Origin of the sequence: Arthrobacter ruber, assembly GCF_002954225.1 — a bacterium.
Classification (GTDB): Bacteria; Actinomycetota; Actinomycetes; order Actinomycetales; family Micrococcaceae; genus Arthrobacter_D; species Arthrobacter_D ruber.
Genome location: NZ_PPTH01000018.1, coordinates 434825 through 451204, shown reverse-complemented (window position 1 = coordinate 451204; position 16380 = coordinate 434825). Strand labels below are relative to the sequence as shown.

Below are 16380 nucleotides of genomic sequence, written 5' to 3'. Positions count from 1 at the left end.
GACCCGTGGCGGTCGCCGGCCGGAACCACCGGTCCGTTGCGCTGAACTTGATGCGATCTTGAGGGGCGGAGCGCTGCTTCCCCCCGGGAACAAGGGGCTGCCGCGTTATCCTGTGGCTGGGGGGCCGGGGCTCGCAGCCCGTCAGGCAGGGGTGGAGCAACTCGACGACGGACAGGGAAACAGCCGCAGATGGACAAGGTGCTCTCTTACCTGACGCTCAACACGCGACAGTTCCACGAGCTGTCCCTCCGGGCGCGCGTCATCCTGTCCCAGCTCCCGCTCTCCCTGACGGTGGTGCTGATCATCGCGGGCGGCGCACTGTTCCACCCCGACCTGTTCGAGAGCCGCTCCTTCCTCATCGGCGTGGCCCTGCAGGCCGTCCTGCTGGCCGTGTGCGTGCTCGTTCCCTGGGACCGCCTCCCGCATGCGAGCTTCCTCGTCATCCCGCTGCTGGATTTCATCCCCATCGGGCTCATGCGCTACGGCGCCGGGACCGTCATCACGGGCGTGGGGCTCCTCACCGTGTTCCCGGTGATCTGGCTGGCCGCCTCCGGCCTCTTCCCGCGGGCTGCCCTCACGGCCGGGTTCCTGGGAGCGCTCAGCGTGGTCTGGGTACCCGTGTTCGTCACCGATGCGGAGGTCAATTCGTCGTCGCTCACGCAGTCCATCCTGCTGCCCTTCATCATGCTCGCGATCGGCGTGACCATCCGCGTGATGACGGCGAGCATGATGGCCCAGCAGGAGGTGGTCGAGGAGAAGGACCGCGCCCTGCAGGTGCTCCTCGAGGACAGCGCGCGCCGCGAACGACTCCTGGACACCGTGGTCAACAGCCTCGACGTCGGCCTGATCGCCGTGGACGAGACGGGCCGGCCGGTCCTCGCCAACCGGAAGCTCGAGGCGTTCCGGGCCCTCGCAGGCGGGTCCGGGGACACGGCCGAGGAGGACCTCCACATCTACCTGCAGGACGGGGAGACGGTCATGCCCGCAGTCCGGCGCCCCACCCGGCGAGCCGCGGAGGGGCAGGTGTTCTCCGACTACCTGCTGTGGTGGGGGGAGCAGCCGGGACAGCGTGTCCTCTCGACGTCGTCGCGCCTGATGACCAACCAGGCGGGCACGCGCGAGGGGTCCGTGGTGACCTTCAGCGACGTCACCGAGCTCGTCGCCGCCCTCAACGCCAAGGACGAGTTCATGGCGACGGTGTCCCACGAGCTGCGGACACCGCTCACCGCGATCCGCGGCTACCTGGAGCTGCTGACCACCACGCCGGACCTCGACCCGGAAGTGGCCTCCGGGCTGGAGGTCGTCTCGCGCAATTCCGAGCGCCTGCACAAGCTGGTGGTGGACCTGCTGACCACGGCGGAGGGTCCGCCCGAGATCGTGCCGGTGCCCACCGACTTCTCCGACCTCGTGGGCCGGCGGGTGGCCACGGCGCAGGAGCGCAACAGCAACCCGCTGGTGCGCCTCGACGACCTGACGGCTCCGGGCCTCGTGGCGCTGTGCGACTCGTCGCGGATCGGTCAGGTGCTCGACAACCTGCTCTCGAACGCCATCAAGTACTCACCCGCAGGGGGGCGCGTGACGGTCCGCGCCGCGGAGGTCGACGGCGAGGTGGAGTGCAGCGTCACGGACGAGGGCACCGGTATGTCGCCGGAGGAGCTGAAGGGTGTGTTCTCGAAGTTCTTCCGGACCTCCGCGGCCCGCAACGCCGCCATCCCGGGGGTGGGGCTCGGGCTCGCCATCTCGAAGGCGATCGTGGAGCGGCACGGGGGGACCATCACCTGCCGCAGTGCCGAGGGGCAGGGCTCCATCTTCACGTTCCGGCTCCCGGTCGCGCACATCGACCAGGACCGGCAGCTCCAGGCCCGGTAGGGTCAGGCGGCCGGCCCGAGGTGCACCGTCACCGTGGTCCCGCCACCCGGGGTCTCCGACACGGTGATCGAGCCCTCGTGGGCGTCCGCGATCCGGGCGCACGTCGCCAGGCCGATCCCGTTGCCGGCAGGATCCCCCTCGCGGTACAGGCGCACGAGCGGCTCGAGCACCCGCTGGCGGTCGGCGGGATCGATGCCCTTGCCGTGGTCGATCACGCGCAGCATCTGGGCCTCGCCCACGCTCGCCACGACCTCGATGCGCGGAGGGCTTCCGGGCGTGGAGTACTTGATGGCGTTGGACACGAGGTTCTGCAGGAGGGCGGTGACCTGCGCCCGGTCCACGGACAGGAGCGCGTCCTGCACCGTGATGACGGCGTCGGAGGCGCTGGTGAGCGGAAGGACATCCTGCAGCACGGCGTTCATGAGCGTGCTCAGGCGTACCTCGCGCCGGCTGATCGCCCCGCCGATGCGCGAGAACTCGAGGACGTCCTCCACCGTGGACAGCATGCGGCTGGCGCTGCCGCGGATGATGCTGAGGTAGCGCGCCGCCGGACCGGAGGGCTCGACCTCGTCGTCCTGTTCGCTGAGTTCGGCGTACCCGAGGATCGCGGTCAGGGGGTTCTTCAGGTCATGGCTCACGCGGGCCGCGAAGCTCGCGAGGTCCTCGTTGCTGCGGCGCACCACCTCGAGGGCCTCGACGAGCCGGCGCGTCGTGAACTGCAGTTCGAGGACCTCCACGACCTGCCGTGCGAGGATCTCGAGGCCCTCGTGCTGCCCGGCGTCGAAGGCGAGCACCCGGGGGGAGAACACGCACAGCGAGCCCAGGGCGTGGCCCTCCCGCGTGACGAGGGGGACCGACGCGTAGGACCGGACGCGGGCGATCCCTCCGTTGACGAAGGGGTTGTCGGCGAAGCGCGGATCGCAGGACGCGTCCGCGAGGGCGGTGATGGACCCCGACGTGAACACCCTGGAGCACATGGAGTCGTCCCGCGAGCACACCGCCGGGTCCACGCCGACGGCGGCGATCTGGTGCTGCTGGTCGGCCGTGATGATGTTGATGACGCCCGCGTCCATGCCGCTGACCCGGACGGCGAGCTTCACCAGGTTGAGCAGTTCCGGAGGCGTCTCGTACTCGAGCCTGTCCACGGGGGTGCCGTCGGCCTCCCCGTAGGGGAGACGGTACTCCTGCAGGACCGCCTGGCGGGCGAGCTCGTGCAGCTCCGCCGCGTCGGCATGGAGCAGTGACATGGAAACCCCCGAAGAACTGTGAGACCGGTGCGTGGTGATCAAACTATTCCATGCAGCGGTCGGGTGTCGTGGTTCACCTCGTTCGGAGTCGCCACCTCCGGGAGATGGGTCGCGGAGCAGGGGCATCAGCCGAGGGCGCGGATGCGCAGCGCGAGGTAGAGGTGCACGCGGTCCGCGGTGACCGCGGGGTCGTACCCGGTGAGTGTGACGACCTGCTGCAGGCGGTAGCGGACGGTGTTGCGGTGGAGCCCCAGTCCAGCGGCGACGGCGGCCACCGAGCCGTCGAGGTCGAGGTACCGCTCCAGGGTGGGCAGGAGGTTCGTGCCGTGGGCCGCGTCGAAGGCCTCCAGCGGCTGCAGGGTCTCCGTCGCGAGGTCGGAGAGGGGTACGTCGGCGCTGGTCATGAGCAGGGAGGTCAGGCTCAGGCGGTCGGCCACGTTGAGCGACTGCCCCCGCTGCAGCGCCTCGCGAGCCTCGAAGTAGCTCCACCGCAACCCGTTGGGCTGGGCGTACGCTCCGCCGACGCCGATGCGGGCCGTGAGGCCGGCTCCGTGGAGGTAACGGCCGAGCCGGGCCGGATCGGGTGCGCCCGTGGCAGGGGGCACGAGTACCAGGCGGTCGTCGACGAGGCCGGCCGACGCCCCGTCCCAGCCGTCGGGCAGGGGCAGCGTCCGAAGCGCCCGCCGCTGGCCGGAGGCGACGTCGACGATCAGCACGCTGTGCCTCAGCGCGGTGTCGATCCCGGCCCCCGCGAGCCGCGCGGCCGCCTCCGCTCCCGCGAGCGTGCCGCGCACCACGTCCTCGAGGAGCTGGCCGACGGCGGTCCGGGTGCCTGTCCGGTTCCGGGCCTGGTTCGTCAGCTCCACGGAGATGAGATTCTGCGCGTAGTCCACCACGGCGGCGCGTCCGTAGGGCTCCGCGATGGCGAGGATGCAGCGGTCCTTCAGCCCGGTGGCGACCGGCAGCCGGTGCCAGTCCCCCTCCGGGTCGGCGGTGCCGGGACCGGAGGCGCCCGCGATGCGCGCCCCGTACTGGAACAGCGCGACGTCGGTGCCGAGCATACGGGCGAGCTCCCCGAGCAGGGCCCCGAGGCCGCCCGGTCCGAGCAGGGCCGAGGCCAGGACGGCGTGCCCCCGGAGGAGGTCCTCCAGCCCCGCGTAGCGGTCGGCGGACAGGGCGTCGGCCACCGTCTTGCCGATGGCGATGAAGGGAACCTCGTAGGGCACGCTGAAGGCGGGCAGGCCGACGTCGTCCGCCTCGGCGAGCAGTGCGGCGGGGATCCGCCGGTGCGTGAGGCCGACACCGAAACCGATGGCGAGCGCCCCCGCCTCATGTGCCCGTCGCACGAAGGCCCGCTGCGCGGCGCCCGTGGTGAGCCGTACCCCGGTGGTCAGGACCACCTCGGCGCCATTGAGGAACGGTCGCGGATCGGCCAGCTCCGTCACCGCGACCCACTGGATGGGCTGGGGAGGAGCCTCCGACCGGCCCTCCGGGACGAGCCCGAGCGCCGCGTCGGAGAGGAGATCCGTGAGAGTGATGGCCATACGACAAGCCTAGGGTGCTGTGCTCCTGCACGGCGGACCCTCGGGTCGCCTGTGCAGGTATCCGTGGCCCGGTGTGCGTTCCCCCGGTACCGTTCTACCGATACCCGCGTGCCGGATGCGTCCGGTCCCTCCGCGGGTCCGACCTCGTGAAAGGCACTGCAGCGTGGCTGAGACCCTTCAGAACTACATCGACGGCGCATTCGTGACGCCCGCCGGCACCGAGCTCCTGGACATCGTGAACCCGACCAATGGCGAAGTGGTCGCGCAGTCGCCCGTGTCCTCGCCCGCCGACGTCGACGACGCCATGAAGGCTGCAGCGCGTGCCTTCACCACCTGGAAGCGGACCACCCCGAGCCAGCGCCAGCTCATGCTGCTCAAGCTCGCCGACGCCGTTGAGGCCGCGAGCGACGAGCTCGTCGAGGCGCAGCACCGCAACACGGGCCAGGTGCGGGAGATGATCGCCGCCGAGGAGGTGGCCGTCGGTGCCGACCAGCTGCGGTTCTTCGCCGGCGCCGCGCGCGTCCTCGAGGGCAAGTCCGCCGGCGAGTACCTCGAGGGCCACACCTCGTACGTGCGGCGGGAGCCCATCGGCGTCGTCGCGCAGGTGGCGCCGTGGAACTACCCGTTCCTCATGGCCATCTGGAAGATCGGGCCGGCACTCGCCGCCGGCAACACCGTGGTCCTGAAGCCCAGCGACACCACCCCCGAGTCCACCCTCGTGCTCGCGCGGCTCACGCAGGGCATCCTGCCCGACGGCGTCCTGAACGTGGTGCTGGGCACGGGGGAGACCGGTGCCGCCATGATCGAGCACCCCGTCCCGGGCCTCGTGTCCATCACGGGCTCCGTCCGGGCCGGCATCGCCGTCGCCACCACTGCCGCGAAGGGCCTCAAGCGCGCGCACCTCGAGCTCGGGGGCAAGGCGCCCGCCGTCGTCTTCGCGGATGCCGACCTGAAGAAGAGCGCCGCGGCGATCGCGGAGTTCGCGTTCTTCAACGCGGGCCAGGACTGCACGGCCATCACGCGGATCCTCGTGCAGGAGCAGGCCCACGACGAGTTCGTCGCCGCGATGGTGGAGCACACGGCCACGCTGAGGACGGGCAGCGCCGACGACTCCGAGAACTACTTCGGCCCGCTCAACAACATCAACCACTTCAACGCCGTCAACGCCGTCATCGAGGCGCTGCCGGCCCACTGCAGCATCGCGACCGGGGGCAGGCGCGCCGGTGACAAGGGCTACTTCTTCGAGCCCACGATCATCACCGGTGCCCGCCAGGACGACCCGGTGGTGCAGCAGGAGACGTTCGGCCCGATCGTCACGGTGCAGACCTTCGCCACCGAGGAGGAGGCCGTGGAGCTGGCCAACGGGGTGGACTACGCCCTCGCCTCCAGCGTCTGGACCACCGATCACGGCACCGCGATGCGGGTCTCCCGCGACCTCGACTTCGGCGCCGTGTGGATCAACACGCACATCATGCTCACCGCCGAGATGCCCCACGGCGGCTTCAAGAACTCCGGCTACGGCAAGGACCTCTCCATGTACGGCGTGGAGGACTACACCCGCATCAAGCACGTCATGAGCGTGCTGGACGCCTAGCGTCCCCTCCAGACAAGGAACCCCACATGACCACTTTCGCAACCTCCTCCGGCATCTCCGCACCGGGCTTCCGGCTCGAGCAGAAGCGCCGTATCACCGGAGACTTCCCGGGCCCCAGGTCCACCGAGCTGGCCGCGCGCCGCGCCGCCGTCGTCGCCAAGGGCGTCGCCTCCGGCGTGCCCGTCTACGTGGCGGACGCCGACGGCGGCATCATCCACGACGTCGACGGCAACTCCTTCATCGACCTCGGATCAGGCATCGCCGTGACGAGCGTCGGCGCCTCGGACCCGGCCGTCGTCGGCGCCGTCAAGGAGCAGGTGGAGCACTTCACCCACACGTGCTTCATGGTGACGCCCTACGAGGGCTACGTGGCCGTCGCCGAGCAGCTCGCGGAGCTGACGCCCGGGGACTTCGAGAAGCGGACCGTCCTGTTCAACTCGGGCGCGGAGGCCGTGGAGAATGCCGTGAAGGTGGCACGCCTCGCCACCGGCAGGGACGCCGTCGTCGCCTTCGACCACGCCTACCATGGCCGCACGAACCTGACCATGGCGCTCACCGCGAAGGCCATGCCCTACAAGACGAACTTCGGCCCCTTCGCGCCGGAGATCTACCGCGTGCCGATGAGCTATCCGTTCCGCGAGGAGAACCCGGCCATCACGGGTCCCGAGGCGGCCCGGCGGGCCATCACCATGATCGAGAAGCAGATCGGTGCCGAATCGGTCGCCGCGATCATCATCGAGCCCGTGCAGGGCGAGGGCGGCTTCATTGTGCCCGCCGACGGGTTCCTCCCGGCCCTCGCCGAGTGGGCCACCGCCAACGGCGTGGTGTTCATCGCCGACGAGGTGCAGTCGGGTTTCTGCCGCACGGGTGAGTGGTTCGCCGTGAACCATGAGGGTGTGGTGCCCGACATCATCACCATGGCGAAGGGCATCGCCGGCGGCATGCCGCTCTCGGCCATCACGGGCCGGGCGGATCTGCTCGACGCCGTCCACGCCGGCGGGCTCGGCGGCACCTACGGCGGCAATCCCGTGGCCTGCGCGGCCGCACTCGGCGCGATCCGTACGATGAAGGAGCAGGACCTCGCCGGACGCGCCCGCCACATCGAGGAGCTGGTGACGAAGCGCTTCGCCGCCCTCCAGGCCGATCTGGGGGAGCACAGCATCATCGGCGAGCTCCGTGGGCGCGGTGCCATGCTCGCGATCGAGTTCGTGGAGCAGGGCGGCAAGGCGCCCAACGCCGAGGCCACGAAGGCCATCGCCGCGCAGTGCCTGCGCGAGGGTGTCATCATCCTGACCTGCGGCACCTACGGCAACGTGATCCGCCTGCTGCCGCCGCTGGTCATCACCGACGAACTGCTGGCCGACGGCCTCGACGTGCTCGAGCGCGCGATCCGCTCGGTCGATGCCGGCTGACCGTCCGTACGCGCGACGAGGACGACGGAGGCCCCGCAGCGATGCTGCGGGGCCTCCGTCGTCGTGTCGGAACGGGCGAGGTCAGCCGACCGGGATGAGCGCGCGGAACTGCGGGTTCTCCGCCAGGAAGGCCTGGGCGTGCCTGCAGTAGGGGACGGGGGCGAGGCGGCGGCGGTGGGCGCTGAGCAGGGCCTCGCGGACGAGGACGGGTTCCAGGCCTGACCGGGAATGATCGGGCCCCACCACGGTCTCCAGCAGGCGGATACGGCCGGCCCGCATGTCGTACTTCACGTAGCCGACCATGGTGCCGTCGTGGAACAGCTCGAAGCGCGAGCTCGCCGGGTTGTCGCGGAACTTCTCGCGCAGCTTCCCGCTCTCGGTCTGCTCCGCGGCGCGCGCCCGGCGGCTGTCGAGCACGGCGACCACGGTCTCGTAGTCGTCCTGGACGCCGTAGGGCGGGTAGTCGGTGTCGAGCACCCGGTAGAGCTGGTTGCAGAGGATGCGCAGTTCGCGGGTGGAGACCGCGGAGAGGTCGAACGGAAGGTCGGGGACCTCGGGGGTGAGCGGTTCGGCGACGCCGGTCGCCGGGGCGAAATCCACGGCGTGCAGGTCAGGCGTGGTGCTCGTGGCGGCACGCTCTTCGTCCTGATGGGTGCCGGTCAGGGAAAGCGGAGCAACAGTCATGGATAGCCTCGGGTGATCAGAAGTGGGGGCCGTTGCTTGACCGTCCACTGACCGTAACAGCTACTTTGTGATCCGTAAAGCTAGGCCGTTTAGCAATCAGCAGGATGGCGATCCTCCCGGCTCGGTCCCCGCCCGCGAGCAGGCCGCCAGCTGCTGGCGGAGCCCCGCGATCATGCCGTCGAGGCCCGTGCGGAACGCGGCGTCGGCGGCACCCTCCGCTCCGGAGGTCTCCGCTGCACGGCGGACCGCAGCGGTGAACACGGGGAACCGGTCCGCCAGGGCGCCTGAGTCGAAGATGTCGCCCGGTGCCGTGACATCGAGGGCCGAGCCGTAGATGAACGACTCCAGGGCCACGATCGCGGGCACGATCCGGTCCTCGGGCCACCCCGCCCCCAGGAATCCGCGGGCCACCTCCTCGTACATCCGCAGGGTCGCCGGGGCATCGGTGACGGGCAGCACGGCGATGACGGGGACGAGCGGTGCGTGCCGGGCGAAGATCCCCCGGTACGACCACGCCCACTGCCGCACGGCCTCGTCCCACGGTTCGTCGGCGAAGGCGCCGACGTCGACCATGGTCATGACGTGGTCCTGCACCCAGCCGAGCACCTCCCGCTTGGAGCCCGCGTGGTTGTACAGCGCGGACGGGGCCACGCGCAGCCGTCGCGCGACGGCGGACATCGTGAGGCCCTCGTAGCCCTCGGCTGCGATGAGGTCGAGGGCCGCCGTGGTGATGCGCTCCTTCGAGAGGAGGCTTCGAGGGGGTCGCCCTGCACGCCGCGGTGCTGGGGTTGCTGCGGTCATCGATCCTGCTTCCCGGTGCTGTGCCGTCGTGGCGGCCGTTCCCTTCCCTCCGGGAGCGCCCATGGCTATGATAAAGCCAAATAATGAACGTCATTCATTTTGTGGCCCGTGTCACCGGGCCGAGGAGGATTCCATGGACATCATCGAGCGGGACGTCGTCATCATCGGAGCGGGCCCCTCGGGCCTGACCGCAGCACGCGAGCTCACGAAGGCGGGCCATTCGGTCGCCGTCCTCGAGGCACGGGACCGCGTGGGCGGTCGGACCCACACGGACGTCGTCGACGGCGCCGTCCTCGAGGTCGGCGGCCAGTGGGTGTCGCCGGACCAGACGGCCCTCATCGGACTCCTCGACGAACTGGGTCTCGACACGTTCCCGCGCTATCGCGACGGTGACTCCGTGTACATCGGCCCGGACGGCAGGCCGGTGCGGTACTCGGGGGAGATGTTCCCCGTCGGTGACTACACCCGCGAGGAGATGACGCGGCTCATCGGTATCCTTGACCGCCTCGTGGAAGAGGCGGGCCCGGAGGATCCCTGGAACCACCCGGACGCGCGTGCCCTCGACACGATCTCCTTTCACCACTGGTTGCGCCGCCAGTCCGACGACGAGGAGGCCTGCGACAACATCGGCCTCTTCATCGCCGGCGGGATGCTCACCAAACCGGCGCACTCCTTCTCCGCGCTGCAGGCGATCCTCATGGCGGCGACCGCCGGGTCCTTTTCCAACCTCGTGGACGAGGACTTCATCCTCGACCGCCGCGTGGTCGGCGGCATGCAGTCCGTCTCCGAGCGCATGGCGGCCGATCTGGGGGAGGACGTGATCCTCTCGAGCCCTGTGCGGACCCTCCGCTGGAGCGGCATGGACGGGCAGGACACCGTCGAGGGGGTCACCGTCGTCTCCGACACGACGACGGTGCACGCGCGCTACGCCGTCGTCGCCGTCCCGCCCAACCTGTACTCGCGCATCAGCTACGAGCCGCCGCTGCCGCGCCGCCAGCACCAGATGCACCAGCACCAGTCGCTGGGGCTCGTGATCAAGGTGCACGCCGTCTACGCCACGCCGTTCTGGCGCGAGGAGGGCCTCTCGGGCACGGGCTTCAGCGCCGATTCGATCGTGCAGGAGGTCTACGACAACTCCAACTTCGAGGACCCGCGCGGCACCCTCGTGGCCTTCGTCTCCGACGAGAAGGCGGACGCCATGTTCGAGCTCGCACCGCACGAGCGCCGGGAGCGCATCCTGGCCTCGATCGCGGGTTTCCTCGGTCCGCAGGCTCTCGAGCCCGAGGTGTACTACGAGTCGGACTGGGCGTCCGAGGAGTGGACCCGCGGCGCCTACGCCTCCAGCTACGATCTCGGCGGGCTGCACCGCTACGGCCGCGACCAGCGAAGGCCCGTCGGTCCCATCCACTGGTCGTGCTCGGACATCGCGGCCGAGGGCTACCAGCACGTGGACGGCGCCATCCGCATGGGGCAGCGCACCGCCGACCAGCTGCACCGTGCGCTCGCCTCCGGCCTCCAGTCCACCGGCACGGCCAAGGAGGCATGACCATGCGTTACATCGTCGGCTACACGGCGGACGCGCGCGGCCACGACGCCGTCTGCCTCGCCGTCGCCCTCGCCCGGCGCCAGGAGGCGAGCCTGGACCTCGTCCTCGTGACACCCGAGCACTCGCTCTACGCGGGCACGTACCCGCCGGACAAGGGCTTCGACACCCTCCTGTCCGAGCAGATGCGGGAATGGATGGACGAGGGGCTCGCCCTCGTGCCCGACGACGTCACGGCCCGCGGCGTCGTGATGCGGGCCGAATCGAACGCGGAGGGCCTCATCCGCGCCGCCGAGGACACCGAGGCGTCCCTGATCGTGATCGGCGCCAGCTCGCGCGGACTCGCCGGCCGGTTCAGCGTGGGCAACGTGGCGCGCAGCCTGCTCCACGCATCCCCCGTGCCCATGGCCCTCGCGCCGAGCGACTACCGCCGGACCGACCCCGTCACGCGCCTGACCTGCGCGGTGGGCCGCCGGGCGGGGGCCGACGCCGTCATTTCCGTCGCCGTGTCCTCCGCCCGCCGCCGGGGCCTGCCGCTGCGCCTCGTGTCCCTCATCGCGCTCGACGCCGGCCAGTCCGATGCCGGGAACGCGGAGGAGGAGGCGAACCGGCGGCTGGCGGAGGCGGCGTCGTCACTCGCGGCCGGCGGGCGTGTGAGCGTCGAGACCGCCCGGGGCTCCTCCATCGAGGACGCCATCGAGACCATGGCGTGGGACGAGGGGGAGGTGCTGCTGGTCGGTTCCAGCCGCCTCGCGCAACATGCGCGGATCTTCCTCGGGTCCACCGCGGCGAAGATCCTGCGTACGCTGACCATCCCCATGGTCGTCGTCCCGCGTACGTACGCAACGCCCGGCACCACCTCAGGTCCGGGCGCCTTACCCACGGAGGCGGACGTATGAGTATCGACGAGACAACACAGAGGGGAACCGGACTCAGCAGGAAGGGCCTCGATTCGGGGACCGTCGGGCTGCTGGGCGCCGTGGTCATCGGGGTGTCCTGTGTGGCCCCCGCCTACACCCTGACCGCGGCCCTCGGGCCCACGGTCGCCGAGGTGGGGGTCAACCTCCCGGCGATCTTCCTTATCGGCTTCATCCCCATGCTGCTCGTGGCCCTCGGCTACCGGGAGCTGAACAGCGCCATGCCCGACTCCGGGACCTCCTTCACCTGGGCCACGCGCGCCTTCGGCCCCTGGGTCGGCTGGATGGGCGGATGGGGGCTCATCGCCGCAACCGTCATCGTGCTGTCCAACCTCGCCGCCGTGGCCGTCGACTTCTTCTACCTGCTGATCTCGCAGGTCCTGGGCGATCCCGCGATCGCGGACCTCACACTGAACCTGCCGGTGAACATCGCGACGACGCTCGTGTTCATCGCCCTCGCCTGCTACATCTCCTACCGCGGGATGCAGGCCACGAAGACGGTCCAGTACGTGCTCGTGACCTTCCAGCTCGTGGTCCTCGCATGGTTCGCCATCGCCGCCTTCATCCACGTGGCCAACGGCACCGCCTTCGACGCCACGAGCATCAGCGCCGAGTGGTTCAATCCCTTCGCCGTCGGCTCCTTCTCCGCCTTCGCCGCCGGCGTCTCGCTCTCGATCTTCATCTACTGGGGCTGGGACGTGACGCTCACGATGAACGAGGAGACCACCGACCCCGGCCGGACGCCGGGCCGCGCAGGGGCCCTGACCGTCGTCGTGATCGTGGTCATCTACCTCACCGTCGCGCTCGCCACCCTCGCCTACGCCGGCGTGGGCGACGGCGAACTCGGCGCGGGCAACCCGGACAACCAGGAGAGCATCTTCGCGACGCTCGCCGGCCCGGTCATGGGCCCCTTCGCCATCCTGATGTCCATGGCGGTCCTCAGCTCCTCGGCGGCCTCCCTGCAGTCCACCTTCGTCTCGCCCGCACGCACGCTCCTCGCCATGGGCCACTACAGCGCCCTGCCGAAGGGGTACGGGCGCATCAGCCCGCAGCACAAGTCGCCCAGCTACGCGACCGTCGCCGCGGCGCTCGCGGCCGCCGGGTTCTACGTGTTCACGCGCCTCGTGTCCGAGAACGCGCTGTGGGACACCATCACCGCGCTCGGCCTGATGATCTGCTTCTACTACGGCATCACCGCCCTGGCGTGCGTGTGGTACTTCCGGGCACAGGCCTTCGCGGGCGTCCGGAACATCCTCCTCAAGTTCCTGGCGCCGCTGCTGGGAGGGGTGATCCTGCTCGTGATGTTCGTCAAGACGGCCATCGACTCGATGGACCCGGAGTACGGGTCCGGGTCCGAGCTGTTCGGGGTCGGCATGGTGTTCGTCCTCGGGATCGGCGTGATCCTCCTGGGCGCGGTGCTCATGCTGGTGTGGTCGCGCATCAACCCGGCGTTCTTCCGGCAGGAGATCCTGACGCGCGGGTACGCCCCGCGCCGGTAGCGGATGTCCCGGTGCGCCGGTCCGGGCCTGCCGGGGACGTCACAGTAGGTCATGCTGCGGGTCCGGAGCCCGTCCGTGCCCGTGCATGCCTACTATTCGGCCATGGGTAGATCCCGCGGGGTGCCGGGCCGGGTGCGACGGACCGCGCTCGACGCCGTCGAGCGCGAGGCCGCAGCCGTGTGCCGCAGCGAGCAGCGGGTCTGCCGTGCGCTCGCCCGCGGGGTGGATCCGTCCATGGAACCCGCGGCCTACAGCGTGCTGTGCGCGGTGCGCGCGCTCGGCCCGAGCAGGGTGACCGATCTCGCGGCGACACTCGGCATGGGCACGCCGGCCGTCAGCGGCCACGTCGCGGCACTGCAGCGCCTCGGCCTGATCGAGCGCGGGGAGGCGATGGGCGACGAGCGGTCACGCCCGGTCTCCCTGACCCAGGAGGGGAGGCGCCGGGTGGACCGGGCTCGGCAGGAGCGGCAGCGGCACTTCCGAGCGCAACTGGAGGGCTGGGACAGCGCCGACGTCGTCGGGCTGGTCGGTCTGCTCTCACGGCTCAATTCGGCCTACCTGACGGCGGCGGTGCCGGACGCACCCCTGCCGACCGCCGACGGGCTGGAGGGGTACGGGCGGCCCTGGGGCGTGGACGAACGCTGATCCGGCGACGTCAGGCCGGGGCGTCGACCGCGTCCGCGGGCTTCGCGACCTTCGGCTGGCGGTGCACCGTCCGGAGCATGTCGATCGTGAGGAGGATGAGGGCCACCCACACGAGGCTGAAGCCGATCCACCGCTCGAACGGCATCTCCTCGCCGAGGACCAGCAGCGCGAGGAGGAACTGGAGCACGGGGGCCAGGTACTGCAGGAGCCCGATGGTGGTCAGCGGCAGGCGGCGGGCGGCGGCCCCGAAGAAGATGAGGGGTACGGCGGTGATGACGCCCGACGCGACCATGATCCAGAAGTGGCCCGCCCCCTCCGTCACGAGTGTCGCCTTGCCGGCAGATCCGAGCCACAGCATGACCGCCGCGGCTATCGGCGCCAGGACCGCGGTCTCGATGCTGAGGCTCGACACCGCATCGACGCGCGAGCCGACCTTCTTCTTCACGAATCCGTACAGGCCGAAGGAGAACGCCAGGGTCAGGGCGATCCACGGCACGGAGCCGTAGCCGACGGCCAGCACGACCACCGCCAGCACTCCCATGCCGATCGCGATCCACTGCAGGGGCCGCAGCCTCTCGCGCAGCACGATCACGCCCAGCAGGACCGAGACGATCGGGTTGATGAAGTAGCCGAGCGCGGCCTCGATGGCCTGGCCGGAGGTGACGCCGTAGGTGTAGACCAGCCAGTTCACGGCGATCAGCAGCGCCGCGACCGTGAGGGTCCCGGTGATCCTCGGAGAGCGCAGGGCGGTGATCACCGGCCGCCAGGACCGCAGGACGGTGAGCAGGATGGCACAGAAGACGAGCGACCAGACCACGCGGTTGGCCACGATCTCCACCGGACCGGCCGGCGCGAGGACGAGGAAGTACAGCGGGAGGAGCCCCCACAACCCGTAGGCGCCGATGCCGAAGAGGATGCCGACGGAGTTCTCGCTCCGCACCGGCCGACTGGGGGTCACGCCTGGTCCGCTCACGACGTGAGGCAACGGGTTGGATGGCCCCTTTATTCCCGCTCGCGGGTCCGTAGGAGATCCCCGCCACAGGTTTGGACCGGGCTGCCCGTCGGCATTTAGAATAGAGAAGTGTGCGCTTATTCCGCGCCACCGTATCCACCAGGATCATCCCGGGAAGAAGGCTCATCAGTGTCTACCTCAGCTGCGGCACGACCGCTGCGGGTCGCGATCATCGGCGCCGGTCCGGCAGGCGTCTACGCCGCCGACATCCTGACGAAGTCGAACGAGGTCCAGGGCGGCGACTTCGCCGTCAGCATCGACCTGTTCGACCAGTACCCGGCACCCTACGGCCTGATCCGCTACGGGGTGGCACCTGATCACCCGCGGATCAAGGGCATCGTCAACGCCCTGCACAAGGTGCTCGACCGCGGCGACATCCGCTTCCTGGGCAACGTCAACTACGGCCGGGACCTCACGCTCTCGGACTTCCGCCGCTTCTACGACGCCGTCATCTTCGCGACCGGCGCCATCAGGGATGCGGACCTGCCCATCCCGGGCGTCGAACTCGAAGGGTCCTTCGGGGGCGCCGACTTCGTCTCCTGGTACGACGGACACCCCGACGTCAGCCGCGACTGGCCGCTGGATGCCAGGGAGATCGCGGTGATCGGCAACGGCAACGTGGCCCTCGACGTCGCGCGCATCCTGTCCAAGCACGCCGACGACCTCCTGTCGACCGAGATCCCGGACAACGTCTACCAGGGGCTGAAGGCCTCGCCCGTCACCGACGTGCACGTCTTCGGGCGCCGGGGCCCCGCGCAGGTCAAGTTCACTCCGCTGGAGCTTCGCGAGCTCTCCCACTCGCGGGACGTCGACATCGTCCTGTACCCCGAGGACTTCGACTTCGACGCCGGCTCCGAGGAGCAGATCGCGTCGAACAACCAGACCAAGACCATGGTCAAGACGCTCACCAACTGGCTGGTCGAGGACGAGCCGACGGGTGCGTCGCGGCGGCTGCACCTCCATTTCCTCCACTCGCCCGTGGAGATCCACGACTCGCCCGAGACGCCCGGCAGGGTCGCCGGCATGAAGTTCGAGCGCACCGAGCTCACCGGTGACGGCAGCGTCCGCGGCACCGGGGAGATCATCGACTACCCGGTCCAGGCGGTTTATCGGGCCATCGGCTACTTCGGCTCCGAGCTGCCCGAGGTCGGCTTCGACGAGCAGCGGGGTGTCATCCCCAACGAGGGCGGGCGCGTGATCGACGAGGAGGGGCAGCCCGTGCCCGGCATCTACGCGACCGGCTGGATCAAGCGCGGGCCGGTCGGCCTCATCGGGCACACCAAGGGCGATGCTCTCGAGACCATCGGGTTCCTGCTCGAGGACCGGCTCAACCTGCCTCCCGCCGAGGACCCGTCCGAGGGTGCCATCATCGCGCTCCTCGAGGAGCGCGGCGTCCGCTACACCACCTGGGACGGCTGGCTGAGGCTGGACGGGCACGAGCTGAAGCTCGGTGCGAACTTCGTCAACACCTCGGGCAACGCCGAACTCGTCCGCGAGCGCGTGAAACTCGTACCGCGTGAGGACATGGTGACCATTTCTCGGGGAGAGTAGTCCCGCTACACTGTGACCTGTCCCACGCTGCCATGCGGGACAGCCCACGAAGCGGAGTGCCG

Annotated in this window: 13 protein-coding genes; 8 read left to right on the top strand and 5 right to left on the bottom strand. The window is 70.1% G+C overall.

The features are described from left to right. Window positions 1-189: 189 nt before the first annotated feature. Window positions 190-1869, top strand: coding sequence for a sensor histidine kinase (locus tag CI785_RS15990; RefSeq protein WP_105033055.1), 1680 nt, complete (start codon window positions 190-192; stop codon window positions 1867-1869). Between the two features lie 2 nt (window positions 1870-1871). Here the strand turns inward: CI785_RS15990 and CI785_RS15985 are convergent, their stop codons facing one another. Then, window positions 1872-3116 carry a sensor histidine kinase gene (locus tag CI785_RS15985; protein WP_105033054.1) on the bottom strand — a complete coding sequence of 415 codons (1245 nt, stop codon included), beginning with the start codon at window positions 3114-3116 and terminating at the stop codon, window positions 1872-1874. A gap of 125 nt (window positions 3117-3241) precedes the next feature. Then, complete coding sequence (locus CI785_RS15980; RefSeq protein ID WP_105033053.1) at window positions 3242-4660, bottom strand: PucR family transcriptional regulator; 1419 nt, start codon at window positions 4658-4660, stop codon at window positions 3242-3244. Between the two features lie 163 nt (window positions 4661-4823). Here CI785_RS15980 and CI785_RS15975 point away from each other — a divergent pair, with 163 nt between their 5' ends. Next, window positions 4824-6254 (top strand): gamma-aminobutyraldehyde dehydrogenase, encoded by a 1431-nt coding sequence (locus tag CI785_RS15975; protein WP_105033052.1) that lies wholly within the window; start codon window positions 4824-4826, stop codon window positions 6252-6254. 26 nt (window positions 6255-6280) lie between these two features. Then, the gene (gabT, locus tag CI785_RS15970) at window positions 6281-7666 is read left to right on the top strand and encodes a 4-aminobutyrate--2-oxoglutarate transaminase (RefSeq protein ID WP_105033051.1); all 1386 of its coding nucleotides are present in this window, start codon (window positions 6281-6283) and stop codon (window positions 7664-7666) included. Between the two features lie 81 nt (window positions 7667-7747). On the opposite strand, the gene CI785_RS15965 is transcribed toward gabT, so the two are convergent. Together CI785_RS15965 and CI785_RS15960 are read right to left on the bottom strand one after the other, a co-directional pair. Beyond that, complete coding sequence (locus CI785_RS15965) at window positions 7748-8350, bottom strand: GNAT family N-acetyltransferase (protein WP_105033050.1); 603 nt, start codon at window positions 8348-8350, stop codon at window positions 7748-7750. Between the two features lie 96 nt (window positions 8351-8446). Beyond that, window positions 8447-9151 carry a TetR/AcrR family transcriptional regulator gene (locus CI785_RS15960; RefSeq protein ID WP_105033242.1) on the bottom strand — a complete coding sequence of 235 codons (705 nt, stop codon included), beginning with the start codon at window positions 9149-9151 and terminating at the stop codon, window positions 8447-8449. On the opposite strand from CI785_RS15960, the gene CI785_RS15955 reads away from it, so the two are divergent. The 4 genes from CI785_RS15955 to CI785_RS15940 all read left to right on the top strand — a co-directional run bounded on the left by CI785_RS15955 (window position 9057) and on the right by CI785_RS15940 (window position 13755). Beyond that, window positions 9057-10697 (top strand): FAD-dependent oxidoreductase, encoded by a 1641-nt coding sequence (locus tag CI785_RS15955; RefSeq protein ID WP_338064924.1) that lies wholly within the window; start codon window positions 9057-9059, stop codon window positions 10695-10697. The genes CI785_RS15960 and CI785_RS15955 overlap by 95 nt on opposite strands. Then, window positions 10694-11593 carry a universal stress protein gene (locus tag CI785_RS15950; RefSeq protein WP_338064923.1) on the top strand — a complete coding sequence of 300 codons (900 nt, stop codon included), beginning with the start codon at window positions 10694-10696 and terminating at the stop codon, window positions 11591-11593. Before CI785_RS15955 ends, CI785_RS15950 begins: the two co-directional genes overlap by 4 nt. Beyond that, a complete protein-coding gene (locus CI785_RS15945; RefSeq protein ID WP_105033047.1) occupies window positions 11590-13110 on the top strand; it encodes an APC family permease in 1521 nt (506 codons plus the stop codon). Before CI785_RS15950 ends, CI785_RS15945 begins: the two co-directional genes overlap by 4 nt. 102 nt (window positions 13111-13212) lie before the next feature. Continuing rightward, window positions 13213-13755, top strand: a complete 543-nt coding sequence (locus CI785_RS15940) for a MarR family winged helix-turn-helix transcriptional regulator (RefSeq protein ID WP_157940304.1) — start codon at window positions 13213-13215, stop codon at window positions 13753-13755. Between the two features lie 10 nt (window positions 13756-13765). Here CI785_RS15940 and rarD read toward each other — a convergent pair whose 3' ends face one another. Continuing rightward, on the bottom strand, window positions 13766-14728 hold the full coding sequence (rarD, locus tag CI785_RS15935; RefSeq protein ID WP_240615244.1) for an EamA family transporter RarD: 963 nt from the start codon (window positions 14726-14728) through the stop codon (window positions 13766-13768). A 168-nt stretch (window positions 14729-14896) separates the two neighbouring features. Here rarD and CI785_RS15930 point away from each other — a divergent pair, with 168 nt between their 5' ends. After that, on the top strand, window positions 14897-16318 hold the full coding sequence (locus CI785_RS15930) for an FAD-dependent oxidoreductase (RefSeq protein ID WP_105033044.1): 1422 nt from the start codon (window positions 14897-14899) through the stop codon (window positions 16316-16318). The last annotated feature ends 62 nt before the right edge of the window (window positions 16319-16380 follow it).